Here is a 12,887-nt window from a genome sequence, read left to right as displayed (position 1 = left end):
CCCTTGCCGACGACAATGATATCTCAATCCTCGACACATAGTACTGAGAGCAATCATACGAGCACCGATGGACGCCCCTGAAACGGTCCTCAGCCCGACCGCCGGGAGTCGTCCCGCTCGATCCAGCCGCCACCGAGCACCCGTTCGCCGTCGTACAGCACGCAGGCCTGACCGGGTGAGACGCCATGCGTCGGCGTGTCCAGCGTGACGGCGGCGCGGCCGTCGTCGAGAGGGGAAACCCGCGCCGGCACCGGATCAAACGTGTTGCGGATCTTGACGGTCGCGCGCACGCCATCGGCCGGCATGGCCGCGCCCGGTCCCAACCAGTTCAGCGCCCGGATGGAAAAGCGGTCCCGCCCCAGGGCGTCGCGCGGGCCGACCACCACGCGCCGCGTCTCCGGCTCCAGGCGGATGACGTACAGCGGCTCGGCGGTGCCGCCGATGCCCAGGCCGCGCCGCTGGCCCACGGTAAAATGGATGACGCCGTCATGGCGCCCCAGCACGCGACCGTCGGCGTCCACGATCTCCCCGGGCTCCAGCGCGCCCGGACGCAGACGGGCAACCACCCGCGCATAATCGCCGTCGGGCACGAAGCAGATGTCCTGGCTTTCCGGCTTGTCGTGCACCGAAAGGCCGTAGCGTTCGGCCAGCGCGCGGGTGCGCGCCTTGTCCAGCCCGCCCAGGGGAAAGCGCAGCGTTTTCAGTTGCTCGCGCGTGGTGGCGAAGAGGAAGTAGCTCTGGTCCTTGGTGGCATCACGGGCGCGCCACAGGCCGGGGCCGGGGCCGTCGCCCTCTCCCGCCCCTGCCCGCCAGCGCACATAGTGCCCGGTGGCGAGGATATCGGCCCCCAGATCGCGGGCCGCCGCCAGCAGATCGCGGAACTTCACCGTCTGATTGCACAGCACGCACGGCACCGGCGTTTCCCCGCTGACATAACTGTCGGCGAAGGGATCCATGACGTCGCGGCGAAAGGTGCTTTCGTAGTCCACCACATAATGCGGGATGTTCAGCCGGTCGGCAACGCGGCGCGCGTCGTGGATGTCCTGTCCGGCACAGCAGGTGCGCCCCCCCGGCACATCCTGGCCGTGGTCGGTCAGGTGCATGGTCAGGCCGATGACGTCATAGCCCGCCTCGGCCAGCAGCCCGGCGGTCACCGAACTGTCCACGCCCCCCGACATAGCCACCACGGCGCGCCGGCCCAGACCCGGCTCGATCCCCTCCAGAGCCGCCGCCAGATCGAGACCGGGGCGGCCGTCATCGCGCAAGAGTCAGGCCCATCTGCCAGAACGCGGTTTCCAGGTTGGTGGCGGCGCGGAACGTCTCGATCAGGCCCGGCAGACGGCCGGGACCACCGCGTTCGCGCATCAGCCGGTCCATCAGGTCGACCGCGTCGCGCGCCACCTGGCGATACCCGACCCCGCCGTATTCCCGGATCCAGGCGCCGTAGGGATGATCCTCGCTGGGGTCGACGGTCTCCATCAGGCGCATGCCGATCTCGGCGTACCCGATCATGCACGGCGCCAACGCGACGTTGAGATCCAGCAGGTCGCCCGCCATGCCCCGGTCCAGAACATAGCGGGTATAGGCCACCGTGGCCTCCGCCTCAGGCAGCGTCTCCAGTTCCTCCAGCGCGATGCCCCAGCGCTGGCAGTACTTCACGTGCAGCCTCATCTCGTCGAGGATTCCGGCCATGCCCTTGCCCATGCGGCGCATGTCCTCCAGCGACTCGCTCTTGTAGACCCCCAGCGCGTAGGCCCGGGCGAACTGGATCAGGAACAGATAGTCCTGTCCCATGTAGTGGCGGAAGCATTCCTCCCGCAGATCGCCGGCCCCCATCTGGCGCACGAAGTCATGATCGATATAGGCCCGCCATTCGTCGGCGCAGGCATGGCGCAGCCGGGCGAACAGACTGTCGGCCCCGGCGATGCCGGACACGGCCTCGGGCGTGCCACCGAAGTCCTCCGCCGGATCGTCCTGATCCTCGCGCATGTCCGTCATATCTGCCTATCCCCTCCTCAGAGCATCGCGTTGCGGGTTTCCGCCGGCAGCCGCACCACCAAGCCGTCCAGCTCGTCCGTCATGATGATCTGGCAGCCCAGACGCGAGGTGCGCGCCAGTCCAAAGGCGAGGTCGAGCATGTCCTCCTCGTCCTCGGTCGGTTCCTTCAGCTTGTCGAACCACGCCGGGTCGACGATGACATGGCAGGTCGAACACGCCAACGAGCCCTCGCAGGCCCCCTCAAGATCGATATCGTGGCGGTGCGCGGCCTCCATCACCGACAGGCCGACGGGAACCTCCACCTCGTGGCGCGTGTCATCGCGGTCGATGAAGACGAGCTTCGGCATCTCTCAATTTACTCCTGTTTGCGCCCTGACGGCGGAACCGCCGATCCGGAAAAATGAGACATGGGCGCATGGATAGCGACTGCCCGGCAGAGTCGCAAGGGGCCGAACGCGGGCAAGCCCTCCGCCCCTCACCGCTCGTGGATGTGGCCGTCGCTCGACAGCAGGATGGCGATGGGGCGTGTCGCCGGCACGTTGGACATCACGATCATGATGATGCCTGTCAAGGGTACGCACAGGAACATGCCGACCACGCCCCAGATGCTGCCCCACACCACCAGGGACAGGATGACCACCAGCGGGCTCAGGTTCAGCGAATGCCCCATCAGACGCGGCTCGATGATGTTGCCAATGGTGAACTGAACGGCCCCCAGCACACCCGTCACCACGAGCGCATTGACAGGTGTGTCGAACTGAACCAGGGCCAGCAGGGCGGGGAAGGCGACCCCGAGCATCGAACCGATGGTCGGAATGTAGTTCAGCAGAAAGATGACCACGGCCCAGAAGGCCGCATAGTCCACCCCCACCACCATCAGAACGGCATAACTGACGGCACCGGTGGCCGCACTGGTGACGGTCTTGATCCAGACGTAGGTCTTGATGTCGTTCTGGATGCGCCCCAGAAGCGCGCGAGCCTGAGCCTCCCGCCCCGGATGGGGCAACAGCGCCCGCAGCTTGTCGCCGAAGCGACGTTGCTCCAGCAGGAGGAACAGCACGTAAACCAGAACCAGACCGGCCTGCCCCACCAGAGCGGACACCGCTCCGGCGATGTCCGGCACCACCTCTTCGATCGGGATCTGGCGGATCATGGTTTCCAGATCGATGGCCTGATCGAAGCCGATCGATGCCGCGACGTCGTGGACCACGGCGTTCAGCTTGGCCTTGTACTCGGGCGCGGCCTGGGTGACCTCGACGATGTTCTGGGTCGCCAAGCGTCCGAACAGGTACAGCAGCAGGCCGATGGCCGCGAACGCCAGCGACAGACGCACCCATCCCGGCAACCGCGACCCGACGCCTGGAACCTTGGCGATCCCCTCGTCAAGCGCGTTGATCAAATGCCAGACCAGCAGGGCGATGGCCAGTGGCACCAGGATGTCCTTGCCCAGGACCAGGATCGACCCGATCAGAACAACCACTCCGAACCACAGCGCCCCCGCCATGGATCGCAGCACGCCTCCACGCTTCATCCCTCATCCTCCGTCTGACGCCCGACCCGCACCCGCGCCGCCATTCCAATCCTATCAGCCCCGGCCGCCGCCGACATCACCAGCCCGAATCCGGATCACCGGACCGCGCAAGACGGAAAAAAGACCCCGAAATGTGCGGCAGAGATTGACAACGCCCGCCAAAGCATCCTTCATTTCGTCTGTGCGGCAAACTGCACCACCACCGCTTGACTCCCTGCCCCGTGCCCCGACGCCCGTTCCGGTTCCCCGTCACCCGCGCGCCAGGACCGGAAAGGCGTGGACAGGGCGCCTCATGATCGGGCATATCACCGCAGGGGAACAACGGCGGGGAAACCCTTCGGGTGCCGTGACCAAAGCCCCACCCGGGAAAGCGGACAGGACGGGGCGGTCGTGGCCGCGACAGGAGAGATCGCCGATCCGTCAAGACGGCAGACGCGGCTTGAGTGAGGACACATGTTTTCCAGGATGACAGGGTGGCTGTCCGCCGACATGGCCATCGACTTGGGCACCGCGAACACCCTTGTCTACGTCAAGGGGCGCGGCATCGTCCTTAACGAGCCCTCCGTGGTGGCCATTGCCGAACACAAGGGCCGCAAGCAGGTGCTCGCCGTGGGCGACGAGGCCAAGCAGATGCTGGGCCGCACCCCGGGCAACATCCAGGCTATTCGACCGTTGCGCGACGGCGTCATCGCCGACTTCGAAGTCGCCGAGGAAATGATCAAGCACTTCATCCGCAAGGTACACAACCGGCGCAGCTTCGCCAGCCCCATGGTCATCATCTGCGTGCCCTCCGGCTCCACGGCCGTTGAGCGGCGCGCCATCCAGGAAAGCGCGGAGGCCGCTGGCGCGCGGCGCGTCTACCTGATCGAGGAACCCATGGCTGCCGCCATCGGCGCCGGCCTGCCCGTGACAGAGCCCACAGGCTCGATGGTCGTGGACATCGGCGGCGGCACCACCGAGGTGGCGGTGCTGTCCCTGGGCGGCATCGTCTATGCCCGCTCCGTCCGGGTCGGCGGCGACAAGATGGACGAGGCCATCATCGGCTACATCCGCCGCAATCATAACCTTCTGGTCGGCGAGGGCTCGGCGGAGCGCATCAAGAAGGACATCGGCAGCGCCTGTGCGCCGGCGGAAGGCCCCGGGCGGACCATCGAGATCAAGGGCCGCGACCTGATGAATGGCGTGCCCAAGGAACTTGTCATCAGCGAAGCGCAAATCGCCGACAGCCTGGGCGAACCGGTCGCCTCGATCGTCGAGGCGGTCAAGGTCGCCCTGGAACACACGGCGCCCGAACTGGCCGCCGACATCGTCGACAAGGGAATCGTCCTGACGGGCGGTGGTGCCCTGCTCAGCAACCTGGATTATGTGTTGCGCATGTCGACCGGCCTGCCGGTGTCGATCGCCGACGACCCGTTGTCGTGCGTCGCCCTTGGCACCGGACGGGCTCTTGAAGAAATCAAGAAGCTGCGCAACGTCCTGACAACGATGTACTGACGAAATAACGGACGGACGCGGTCAGGTACGCCGGTCTTCCCAACCCTGTGCCAGGGGCACGGCAGCCCGTGATGCAGCCAAACGGCCAGATGTCCCGTTTCGGTGCCGTAAAGGTAGCCTTGCACCGGCTTGCCTTCATCGTACTGGTTGCCGCCGCGTTCGGCCTCATGCTGCTTGGCAAGGCGGACACAGTGCTGATCTCTCGCGTCGGCACCGCCCTGACCGATGCCCTGACCCCGGCCCTTGAGATCATGAGCAAACCGGCCGCGAGCGTCGGCGCGGTCATGAACAATCTTCGGGAACTGGCGGCCATCCGGGCGGAGAACGCCCGGCTGCGCGAGGAAAACCAACGCCTGCTGCACTGGCAGACCATGGCGCGCCGGCTGGACGAGGAAAACCAGCGTCTGCGTGAGTTGAGCAACATGGTACCGGAGCCGACGCCGCGCAGCCTGACAGGGCGCGTGGTGGCCGACACCGGCGGCGTTTTCGCCCGCAGCCTGCTCGTCACGGCCGGTGCCCGCCACGGCGCGCGTTCCGGACAGGTGGTGGTCGCCGCTGAAGGCCTTGTGGGCCGCCTGACAGAGGTGGGCGCACGGTCCAGCCGGGTCCTGCTGCTGACCGACATCAACTCCCGTGTTCCCGTCGTGATGGAGGAAAGCCGCGCCCGGGCCATCCTGGTCGGCACCAACCATGACCGCCCGGATCTGGCGTTCCTGAAATCGCAGAGCGCCGTTTCCCCGGGCGACCGGATCGTGACCTCCGGAATTGCCGGGGCGTTCCCACCCGGACTGCCCGTCGGGGTGGTCGCCTCCGTGGACGATGGCCATATCCTGGTGGAACTCTTCATCGAGGAAAGCCGCCTGGAACTGGTGCGCATTCTCGACTACGGCCTCAACGGCATTGTCGCCAACCCGAGCAGCGAAGACATGCCGCCATGACGGCGCCGCCCGGCCTGAACCAAGACGGTGGGAACAGGGATACGACCCGATGAGACCAACGGTCTTGCAAACCCTCGATCACGGCGTGCGACGGCTGGTCCCGTTCACGCTGTGCCTTATCCTGCTGCTGCTGGCCGTCGTCCCGATGACCGCGCCCGGTTTCCTGCGCTCCGCACCCTTGGTGACGGTGATGTGCGTGTATTTCTGGGCCGTGCATCGGCCGGACATGATGGGGTATCTGGGCGGCTTCTCGCTGGGGCTGCTGGAGGACCTGCTCATGCATACACCTTTGGGTGTGAGCTCGCTGGTTCTGATGCTGGTCCAGTTCGTGGTTCTGACGCAGTACCGCTTTTTCGTCGGCAAGCCGTTTCTGATCATCTGGTGGGCACTGGCGCTGATCGCGTTGGGTGCCATCCTGCTGAAAGCGTTGATCATCGCCGCCCTGACGGGCCACGTGGTGGCCCCTTCGGCGGTGTTTTCCAGCTATGGCCTGACCCTGCTGCTGTATCCACCGCTGGCCTGGGTGTTCAGCCGCGCCGAGAGGCTGTTGATCCGCGCAACGTGAGTCCGGGCGCGACGGACCCCATGAAACGCTCGCCATCGCTTCATGGAAGAATGGTATGACAGGTTGATCATCTGACTCGGGAACGTCCAGCCATGCAGAAGGATGGTGACCGCTCCAAGGTATTCGCCCGCCGCGTGGTCCTGCTCGGCGGGGGCAAGGCGCTGCTTGTGTCGCTGCTGGGCGCGCGGATGTACTACCTCCAGGTGATGGAGGCCGACACCTACCGCACGCTGGCCGACGAGAACCGCATCAACATGCGGCTGATCCCACCGCCGCGCGGACACATTGTGGACCGGTTCGGCGTGCCGCTCGCCGTCAACCGCCAGAACTTCCGAGCGTTGGTCATCGCCGAACGCACCCGCGACCTGGAGCAGACCCTTCGCGCCTTCCGCTCGCTCACGCCGTTGACCGACTACGACTATCAGCGCGTGCTGAAGGAAAGCAGCCGGCGGCGCAGCTTCGTCCCGATCACCGTCCGCGAGAACCTGACCTGGGAACAGATGGCGGTGATCCAGGTCCACGCCCCGGATCTGCCCGGTGTCATCATCGACGAGGGCCTGACCCGCGATTACCCATACGCCGATCTGGCCTCGCACATTCTGGGCTATGTCGCCGCCGTCGCCGAGGAGGACATCACCGGTGACGATCCCCTGCTTGAATTGCCCGACTTCCGCATCGGCAAGGCCGGCATCGAGAAGGTCTACGACCTCCCCCTGCGCGGCAAGTCCGGGGCCAGTCAGGTGGAGGTCAACGCGGTCGGCCGCATCATCCGGGAGTTGCGCCGCGAGGAGGGCGAACCGGGTCACGAAGTGCAGTTGACGATCGACATTCGGCTTCAGGACTTCGCCTCCCGCCGCCTGGGTGAGCAGAGTGCGGCCTGCGTGGTGATGGACGTGCATACGGGCGAGCTTCTGGCCATGGCCTCCATGCCCGCCTACGATCCCAATGCCTTCGCACGCGGCCTGACCAACCAGGAATGGAAGACGCTGGCCAGCGATCCCCGGGCACCGCTGCGCAACAAGGCGCTGGCCGGACAGTATGCCCCCGGCTCGACGTTCAAGATGGTGGTGGCGCTGGCGGCCCTGGAAAGCGGCATCATGAACGCCGAACAGACCGTGTTCTGCCCCGGGCATCTGCGACTGGGCAACCACCTGTTCCACTGTTGGAAGCGCGGCGGTCACGGTCACATGAACATGACGTCGGCCATCGAGCAATCGTGCGACGTCTACTTCTACGAAGTCGCGCGCCGCATCGGGATCGAACGTATCGCCGACATGGCCCACCGTCTTGGCCTGGGCTCCCCCCTGGACATCGAACTGCCCGGCGAGGCCTCGGGCCTGATCCCCAGCAAGGCCTGGAAGACCGCCACACTCGGCCAGCCCTGGGTGCAGGGCGAAACGTTGGTGGCCAGTATCGGTCAGGGCTACGTCCTCGCGACACCGATGCAACTGGCCGTGATGACCGCGCGCATCGCCAACGACGGTCTGGCGGTGCGGCCGACCCTGTGCCGTCAGGCGGTGGTGGACGGCGGCCTCGTCCCGCAGTCGCCGCCCTCGTTCGACTCCATCGGCGTCAGCAGGCAATCCATGGCCGTCGTCAAGAACGCCATGTGGCGGGTCGTCAACGGCAACAGGGGCACGGCGCGCCGCTCGGCTATTGACGTCGACGGTCAGACCATGGCCGGCAAGACCGGCACCTCGCAGGTCCGACGCATCACCATGCAGGAGCGTCAATCCGGCGTGCGCAGCAACGAGGACCTGCCGTGGGAGTTCCGCGACCACGCCCTGTTCGTCTGCTTCGCCCCGGCGGAGGCGCCGCGCTACGCCGTTTCGGTCATCGTCGAGCACGCCGGCGGCGGATCGCGCCACGCCGCACCCATCGCCCATGACGTGATGTTGGAGACCCTGCGGTTGGATCCCTCTCGAAACCGTGTGCCCGGGCAGACCGCCGCCATCCCCAGGGACGCACCGCCCGATGCGCCGCGGACTCAAAACGGCGGCGCCGAGATGGCGGCCGGCCCGGCCACCGGAACCAATGACGGCTCACCTCCCGCCGGAGGACCTTTGCAATGATGGGGTATGAGCTGATGACCGCGCGCATGCGGCGCGGCGAGATGACCCTTGGCGAAAAGCTCTGGCAGGTCAGTTGGTCCTTCATCCTGCTCATCGCCATTCTGGCCGCCATCGGCGCCGTCATGCTTTATTCGGCGGCCAACGGGAGTATGGACCCGTGGGCCTCGCGACACATCAGCCGCTTCGGAATCGGGTTGGCCGTGCTCTTGGTCGCCGCTCTGATCGATATCCGCCAATGGATGCGCTATGCTTACTGGCTGTACGCTCTGGCGCTCGTCCTTCTGGTCGGGGTGGAGGTGCGGGGGACCATCGGCATGGGCGCGCAACGCTGGATCGACCTGGGGTTCTTCCAGCTTCAGCCGTCGGAGTTGATGAAGGTCACGCTGGTGCTGGCCCTGGCCCGGTTCTTCCACGGCGCCGATCTGTCCGACGTGGGACGCCCGCTGTTCCTGATCGTCCCGCTCATGATGGTGCTGGTGCCGGTCGCCCTGGTGCTGAAGCAGCCGGACCTGGGCACGGCGCTGATGCTGATGGCCGGGGCCGGCGTGCTGTTCTTCGTCGCCGGGGTGCGGCTGTGGAAGTTCGTTCTGGTCATCGTCGCCGGACTGGGGGCGATTCCGGTGGCGTGGCAGTTCCTGCACGACTATCAAAAGCAGCGCGTTTTGACGTTCATCAACCCCGAGCGCGACCCCCTAGGCGCCGGGTATCACATTCTTCAGTCCAAGATCGCGCTGGGCTCGGGCGGCCTGACCGGCAAAGGCTTTCTTCAGGGCACCCAAAGCCACCTGAACTTCCTGCCGGAAAAGCAGACCGACTTCATCTTCGTCATGCTGGCGGAGGAATTTGGCATGCTGGCCGGCATGGCCCTGCTGTTCCTCTATGTGATCGCCCTGATCTACGGTCTGGCCATCGCGCTGCGGGCACGCAACCACTTCGGCCGTCTGGTGGCCGTCGGGGTGACGGTGACCTTTTTCCTCTACGTGTTCATCAACATCGCCATGGTGATGGGGCTGATCCCGGTGGTCGGCGTGCCGTTGCCGTTGGTCAGCTACGGCGGCACCGCCATGATGACGCTGATGCTGGCCTTCGGCCTGTTGATGAGCGTGTGGGTGCATCGGGACGTGCAGATCGGCCGGCGCGGCGCATATGACGACGGATGACGCGAGGCTCGCTACTGCAGCGCCTCCCCGGCGGCTTCGGACTCGCCCGTGCCCCCGCCCGTCATCTCGGCACGCAGGCGCTGGCGCAGCAGGTCGATGGGCACCAGGGTCTGGTCGCCCTCGACCCGCATGTGCCAGAAGGTCCAGCCGTTGCAGGCCGGCGCGCCCTGAACGGCCGCGCCCACCTGATGGATCGAACCCCGGTGATCGGCGCTGATCAGGGTACCGTCCGCCCGCACCCGCGCCGACCAACGCCCGCTGGCGTCCGACAGCACCGTGCCCGGAGCCAGGAGGCCGCGTTCGACCACGGTCCCAAAGGGAATGCGCGGCTCCGCCCGCTTGCGAGGGGTGGCGCACAACGCCGGGTCGTCCACCGACCTGACAGCCTGGATGCGCGCGCGCGCGGCGGCCACGTAGTCCGGGTCCTGCTCGATGCCGATCCAGCGTCGGCATAGACGCTTGGCCACCGCCGCCGAGGTGCCACTCCCGAGGAACGGATCAAGCACCACATCACCCGGGTTCGAAGACGCCAGGATCACCCGATGCAGTAAGCTTTCCGGCTTCTGGGTCGGGTGCAGCTTCCGGCCCGCCTCATCCTTCAGCCGTTCCGGCCCGGTGCACAGCGGCAGGCTCCAGTCGCTGCGCATCTGCAGGCCGTCGTTCAGCGCCTTCATGGCCTCGTAGTTGAAGGTGTAGCGCGCCTCCGGCCCGGTCGAGCACCACAACAGCGTCTCGTGCGCGTTGGTAAAGCGCGTACCCCGAAAATTCGGCATCGGGTTGGTCTTGCGCCAGACCACATCGTTCAGCACCCAGAACCCCAGATCCTGGAGCACCGTGCCGACGCGGAAGATGTTGTGATACGAACCGATGACCCACAGCGTGCCGGTGTCCTTCAGCACCCGACGGCACGCCGTCAGCCAGCCCTTGGTGAAATCATCGTAGTCGGCGAAGCCCTGAAAGCGGTCCCAGTCGTCGTCCACGCCGTCCACCCGGCTGTTGTTGGGCCGCAGCAACTCGCCCCCAAGCTGCAGATTGTAGGGCGGGTCGGCGAAGATCACGTCCACGGACGCGGCCGGCAGGCTGTCGAGCACCTCGACGCAGTTGCCCTGGTAGATACGGTCGGTCTTCAGCGAGCTCATGGCGGAATCCGGGACAGGCGGTGAACACGAACGGTGGAACGATCACGCTCGTTCTTTTTACGCGGAACCGGATCGAAACGCAATATCCCTTTTGATTCAGGAGTCTAAAAGCTTTTCTCAAAGTAGCGCACGAACTGTGCGTCAGCGCCCGCACGGCACAAGGGATAGAGTCACGCCACAGTCCCGACCCCAACATCGGACTCCGACCGCCCCAGCGCCGCCCGCACCGGCGCGAACGACCGCCGATGCTGCGGCGTCGGCCCCAGGGTCTGAAGCGCCGCCAGATGCTCGGCGGTGCCGTAGCCCATGTTGCGCGCCCAGCCAAAGCCTGGATAGCGGGCGTCCAGGTCAACCATCAGGCGGTCCCGGGTAACCTTGGCGGCGATGGAGGCGGCGGCGATGGACAGGCTTTTCGCATCGCCCTTGATCACGCACCGAACCGGACAGGCGAGCGCGGGGGGCCGGTTGCCGTCCACTAGGGCCAGCGTCGGAGCCGGGTCGCCCAGGGCGCCGACCGCCCGGGCCATGGCCAAGAGGGTGGCGCCCAGCACGTTCAGGCGGTCGATCTCGGCGGCCTCAACGACCGCGATCCCCAGGCGCGCGGCGGGGGTGTCCTGAAGAGAGGCGAACAGAACCTCGCGCCGCGCCGGCTTCAGGGCTTTGGAATCGTCGAGGCCGTCACGCAGGACGGCGGGCAGCCGGTGGCGGTCCAGGACGACGGCAGCGGCCACCACGGGGCCGGCCAGCGGCCCCCGTCCGGCCTCGTCCACACCGCAGACAAGGCCGGGGTGTTGGCATTCCAGGGTGAAGTCGGGCATGTCGGCGATCCTCCGCGCGGGACGCGGGGACTATAGCCCCATCCGCCGCCCGAATCAGGCCGCGAGTGGGTCGCCGGACACTTCGAACACCCGCAGGCCCAAGCCGCGCGCGTGCATTCTGGCGGCCTCGACCAGTTCGGGGCGAACGGTGTCCGCCATGCCGGGATGCCGGTGGGCCTGATGCGCCGGCCGGTAGTCGCCCAGCAGGCTGACCGTCATGCCGACGCCGCCCAGCGCCCGCACATCGTCCAGCACGCGCCGCGCGTTGCCCATGTCTCCCGGCAGCACGAGATGACGGACCAGCACACCCCGGCGCGCCAGCCCGTCCGCATCCAGGGTCAGGGGGCCGACCTGCCGGATCATCTCCGCCAGCGCGGCGCGGTTGACGGACACATAGTCCCGCACCTTGGAACAGCGCCGCGCCGCCGCGTCGTCGCCGTACTTGGCGTCCGGCGTGTAGATGTCCACCACACCGTCCAGCAGCCGCAGTGCCTCCACCGAGTCATAGCCGCCGCTGTTGTGGATCAGCGGCAGCGTCAGGCCTCGGTCGACGGCGACGGCCACCGCCTCCAGAACCTGCGCGGTCACATGGGACGGCCCCACGAGATTGATGGCATGGCAGCCCCGGCCCTGAAGCTCCAGCATGGCCTCGGCCAGCGCCTGGGCGTCCATGTCCTCGCCAGCGCCGTCCATGGTCGCCTCGGCGTTCATGCAGTAGACGCAGCGCATGTTGCACCAGGAGAACACGATGTCGCCCGACCCCTTGGTGCCGACGATCTCCGGTTCCTCGGAAAAGCCGGGCGCGACGGACGCCACCCGGGCATGCCGACCCGTGCGGCACACGGCCCCGGCCATGACGGCGCCACGGTCCGCATGAAGCCGGTCCACCTCGCACGCCTGCGGACACAGGCTGCAGGACGACAGCCGCTCCTGCGCCTCGGCCGCGCGTCGGGCCAAGTCTCCACTGTAATGCAGGGACAAATATGCGGGTGTCATGTCCGCCTTCCAGAGCAAGTGCGCGTGTGTCAAGCCAGCATGACAACGGCCCCAAACACAATCAAGCGCACACCTTGTGCGGAGAAGCCCGCTATTGAAGAGCCGTACCGCATACCTTCCGCATCGCGCGAATGCCGGCGACACGGTCCCGGCCCTGGACATCCCGCCGGTGACCG

12 protein-coding genes are annotated in these 12,887 nt (G+C 66.7%); 5 read left to right on the top strand and 7 right to left on the bottom strand.

All coding sequences use genetic code 11. The features are described 5' to 3' along the window. Window positions 1-89 precede the first annotated feature (89 nt). From mnmA to BLS85_RS11500, 4 genes are all read right to left on the bottom strand, one after another. On the bottom strand, window positions 90-1,223 hold the full coding sequence (gene mnmA, locus BLS85_RS11515) for a tRNA 2-thiouridine(34) synthase MnmA (protein ID WP_281242540.1): 1,134 nt from the start codon (window positions 1,221-1,223) through the stop codon (window positions 90-92). Between the two features lie 31 nt (window positions 1,224-1,254). After that, entirely contained in the window at window positions 1,255-1,998 is a 744-nt protein-coding gene (gene tenA, locus BLS85_RS11510; protein ID WP_245699195.1) for a thiaminase II, read from the bottom strand. 17 nt (window positions 1,999-2,015) lie between these two features. Next, complete coding sequence (locus tag BLS85_RS11505) at window positions 2,016-2,345, bottom strand: ferredoxin family 2Fe-2S iron-sulfur cluster binding protein (protein WP_092786412.1); 330 nt, start codon at window positions 2,343-2,345, stop codon at window positions 2,016-2,018. A 128-nt stretch (window positions 2,346-2,473) separates the two neighbouring features. Next, window positions 2,474-3,529, bottom strand: a complete 1,056-nt coding sequence (locus tag BLS85_RS11500) for an AI-2E family transporter (protein WP_092786410.1) — start codon at window positions 3,527-3,529, stop codon at window positions 2,474-2,476. 453 nt (window positions 3,530-3,982) lie between these two features. Here BLS85_RS11500 and BLS85_RS11495 point away from each other — a divergent pair, with 453 nt between their 5' ends. The 5 genes from BLS85_RS11495 (at window position 3,983) to rodA (ending at window position 9,758) form a co-directional block, all read left to right on the top strand. Further along, window positions 3,983-5,023, top strand: coding sequence for a rod shape-determining protein (locus BLS85_RS11495; RefSeq protein ID WP_092786408.1), 1,041 nt, complete (start codon window positions 3,983-3,985; stop codon window positions 5,021-5,023). 89 nt (window positions 5,024-5,112) lie between these two features. Then, window positions 5,113-5,961 (top strand): rod shape-determining protein MreC, encoded by an 849-nt coding sequence (gene mreC, locus BLS85_RS11490; protein WP_245699194.1) that lies wholly within the window; start codon window positions 5,113-5,115, stop codon window positions 5,959-5,961. 49 nt (window positions 5,962-6,010) lie between these two features. Next, window positions 6,011-6,526, top strand: a complete 516-nt coding sequence (mreD, locus tag BLS85_RS11485; protein WP_092786404.1) for a rod shape-determining protein MreD — start codon at window positions 6,011-6,013, stop codon at window positions 6,524-6,526. 92 nt (window positions 6,527-6,618) lie between these two features. After that, window positions 6,619-8,598 (top strand): penicillin-binding protein 2, encoded by a 1,980-nt coding sequence (mrdA, locus tag BLS85_RS11480; RefSeq protein WP_092786402.1) that lies wholly within the window; start codon window positions 6,619-6,621, stop codon window positions 8,596-8,598. Continuing rightward, window positions 8,595-9,758 (top strand): rod shape-determining protein RodA, encoded by a 1,164-nt coding sequence (gene rodA, locus BLS85_RS11475; protein WP_425438481.1) that lies wholly within the window; start codon window positions 8,595-8,597, stop codon window positions 9,756-9,758. The genes mrdA and rodA overlap by 4 nt, the downstream gene beginning before the upstream one ends. Before the next feature lie 11 nt (window positions 9,759-9,769). Here the strand turns inward: rodA and BLS85_RS11470 are convergent, their stop codons facing one another. The 3 genes from BLS85_RS11470 to BLS85_RS11460 all read right to left on the bottom strand — a co-directional run bounded on the left by BLS85_RS11470 (window position 9,770) and on the right by BLS85_RS11460 (window position 12,711). Beyond that, on the bottom strand, window positions 9,770-10,897 hold the full coding sequence (locus BLS85_RS11470) for a site-specific DNA-methyltransferase (RefSeq protein WP_092786400.1): 1,128 nt from the start codon (window positions 10,895-10,897) through the stop codon (window positions 9,770-9,772). A gap of 170 nt (window positions 10,898-11,067) precedes the next feature. Next, the gene (locus BLS85_RS11465; RefSeq protein WP_092786398.1) at window positions 11,068-11,715 is read right to left on the bottom strand and encodes a ribonuclease HII; all 648 of its coding nucleotides are present in this window, start codon (window positions 11,713-11,715) and stop codon (window positions 11,068-11,070) included. 54 nt (window positions 11,716-11,769) lie between these two features. Then, complete coding sequence (locus tag BLS85_RS11460) at window positions 11,770-12,711, bottom strand: radical SAM protein (protein WP_092786396.1); 942 nt, start codon at window positions 12,709-12,711, stop codon at window positions 11,770-11,772. Window positions 12,712-12,887 lie beyond the last annotated feature (176 nt).

The organism is Rhodospira trueperi (assembly GCF_900101965.1).
GTDB classification, from domain to species: domain Bacteria; phylum Pseudomonadota; class Alphaproteobacteria; order Rhodospirillales; family Rhodospirillaceae; genus Rhodospira; species Rhodospira trueperi.
This window is presented reverse-complemented; position numbering and strand designations above follow the sequence as displayed.

Coding starts and splice junctions, on each gene's coding strand:
- mrdA (WP_092786402.1), top strand. CDS start 6,619: ATGCAGAAGGATGGTGACCGCTCCAAGGTATTCGCCCGCCGCGTGGTC.
- rodA (WP_425438481.1), top strand. CDS start 8,595: ATGATGGGGTATGAGCTGATGACCGCGCGCATGCGGCGCGGCGAGATG.
- mreC (WP_245699194.1), top strand. CDS start 5,113: ATGTCCCGTTTCGGTGCCGTAAAGGTAGCCTTGCACCGGCTTGCCTTC.
- BLS85_RS11460 (WP_092786396.1), bottom strand. CDS start 12,711: ATGACACCCGCATATTTGTCCCTGCATTACAGTGGAGACTTGGCCCGA.
- BLS85_RS11495 (WP_092786408.1), top strand. CDS start 3,983: ATGTTTTCCAGGATGACAGGGTGGCTGTCCGCCGACATGGCCATCGAC.
- tenA (WP_245699195.1), bottom strand. CDS start 1,998: ATGACGGACATGCGCGAGGATCAGGACGATCCGGCGGAGGACTTCGGT.
- mreD (WP_092786404.1), top strand. CDS start 6,011: ATGAGACCAACGGTCTTGCAAACCCTCGATCACGGCGTGCGACGGCTG.
- BLS85_RS11470 (WP_092786400.1), bottom strand. CDS start 10,897: ATGAGCTCGCTGAAGACCGACCGTATCTACCAGGGCAACTGCGTCGAG.
- BLS85_RS11465 (WP_092786398.1), bottom strand. CDS start 11,715: ATGCCCGACTTCACCCTGGAATGCCAACACCCCGGCCTTGTCTGCGGT.
- BLS85_RS11500 (WP_092786410.1), bottom strand. CDS start 3,529: ATGAAGCGTGGAGGCGTGCTGCGATCCATGGCGGGGGCGCTGTGGTTC.
- BLS85_RS11505 (WP_092786412.1), bottom strand. CDS start 2,345: ATGCCGAAGCTCGTCTTCATCGACCGCGATGACACGCGCCACGAGGTG.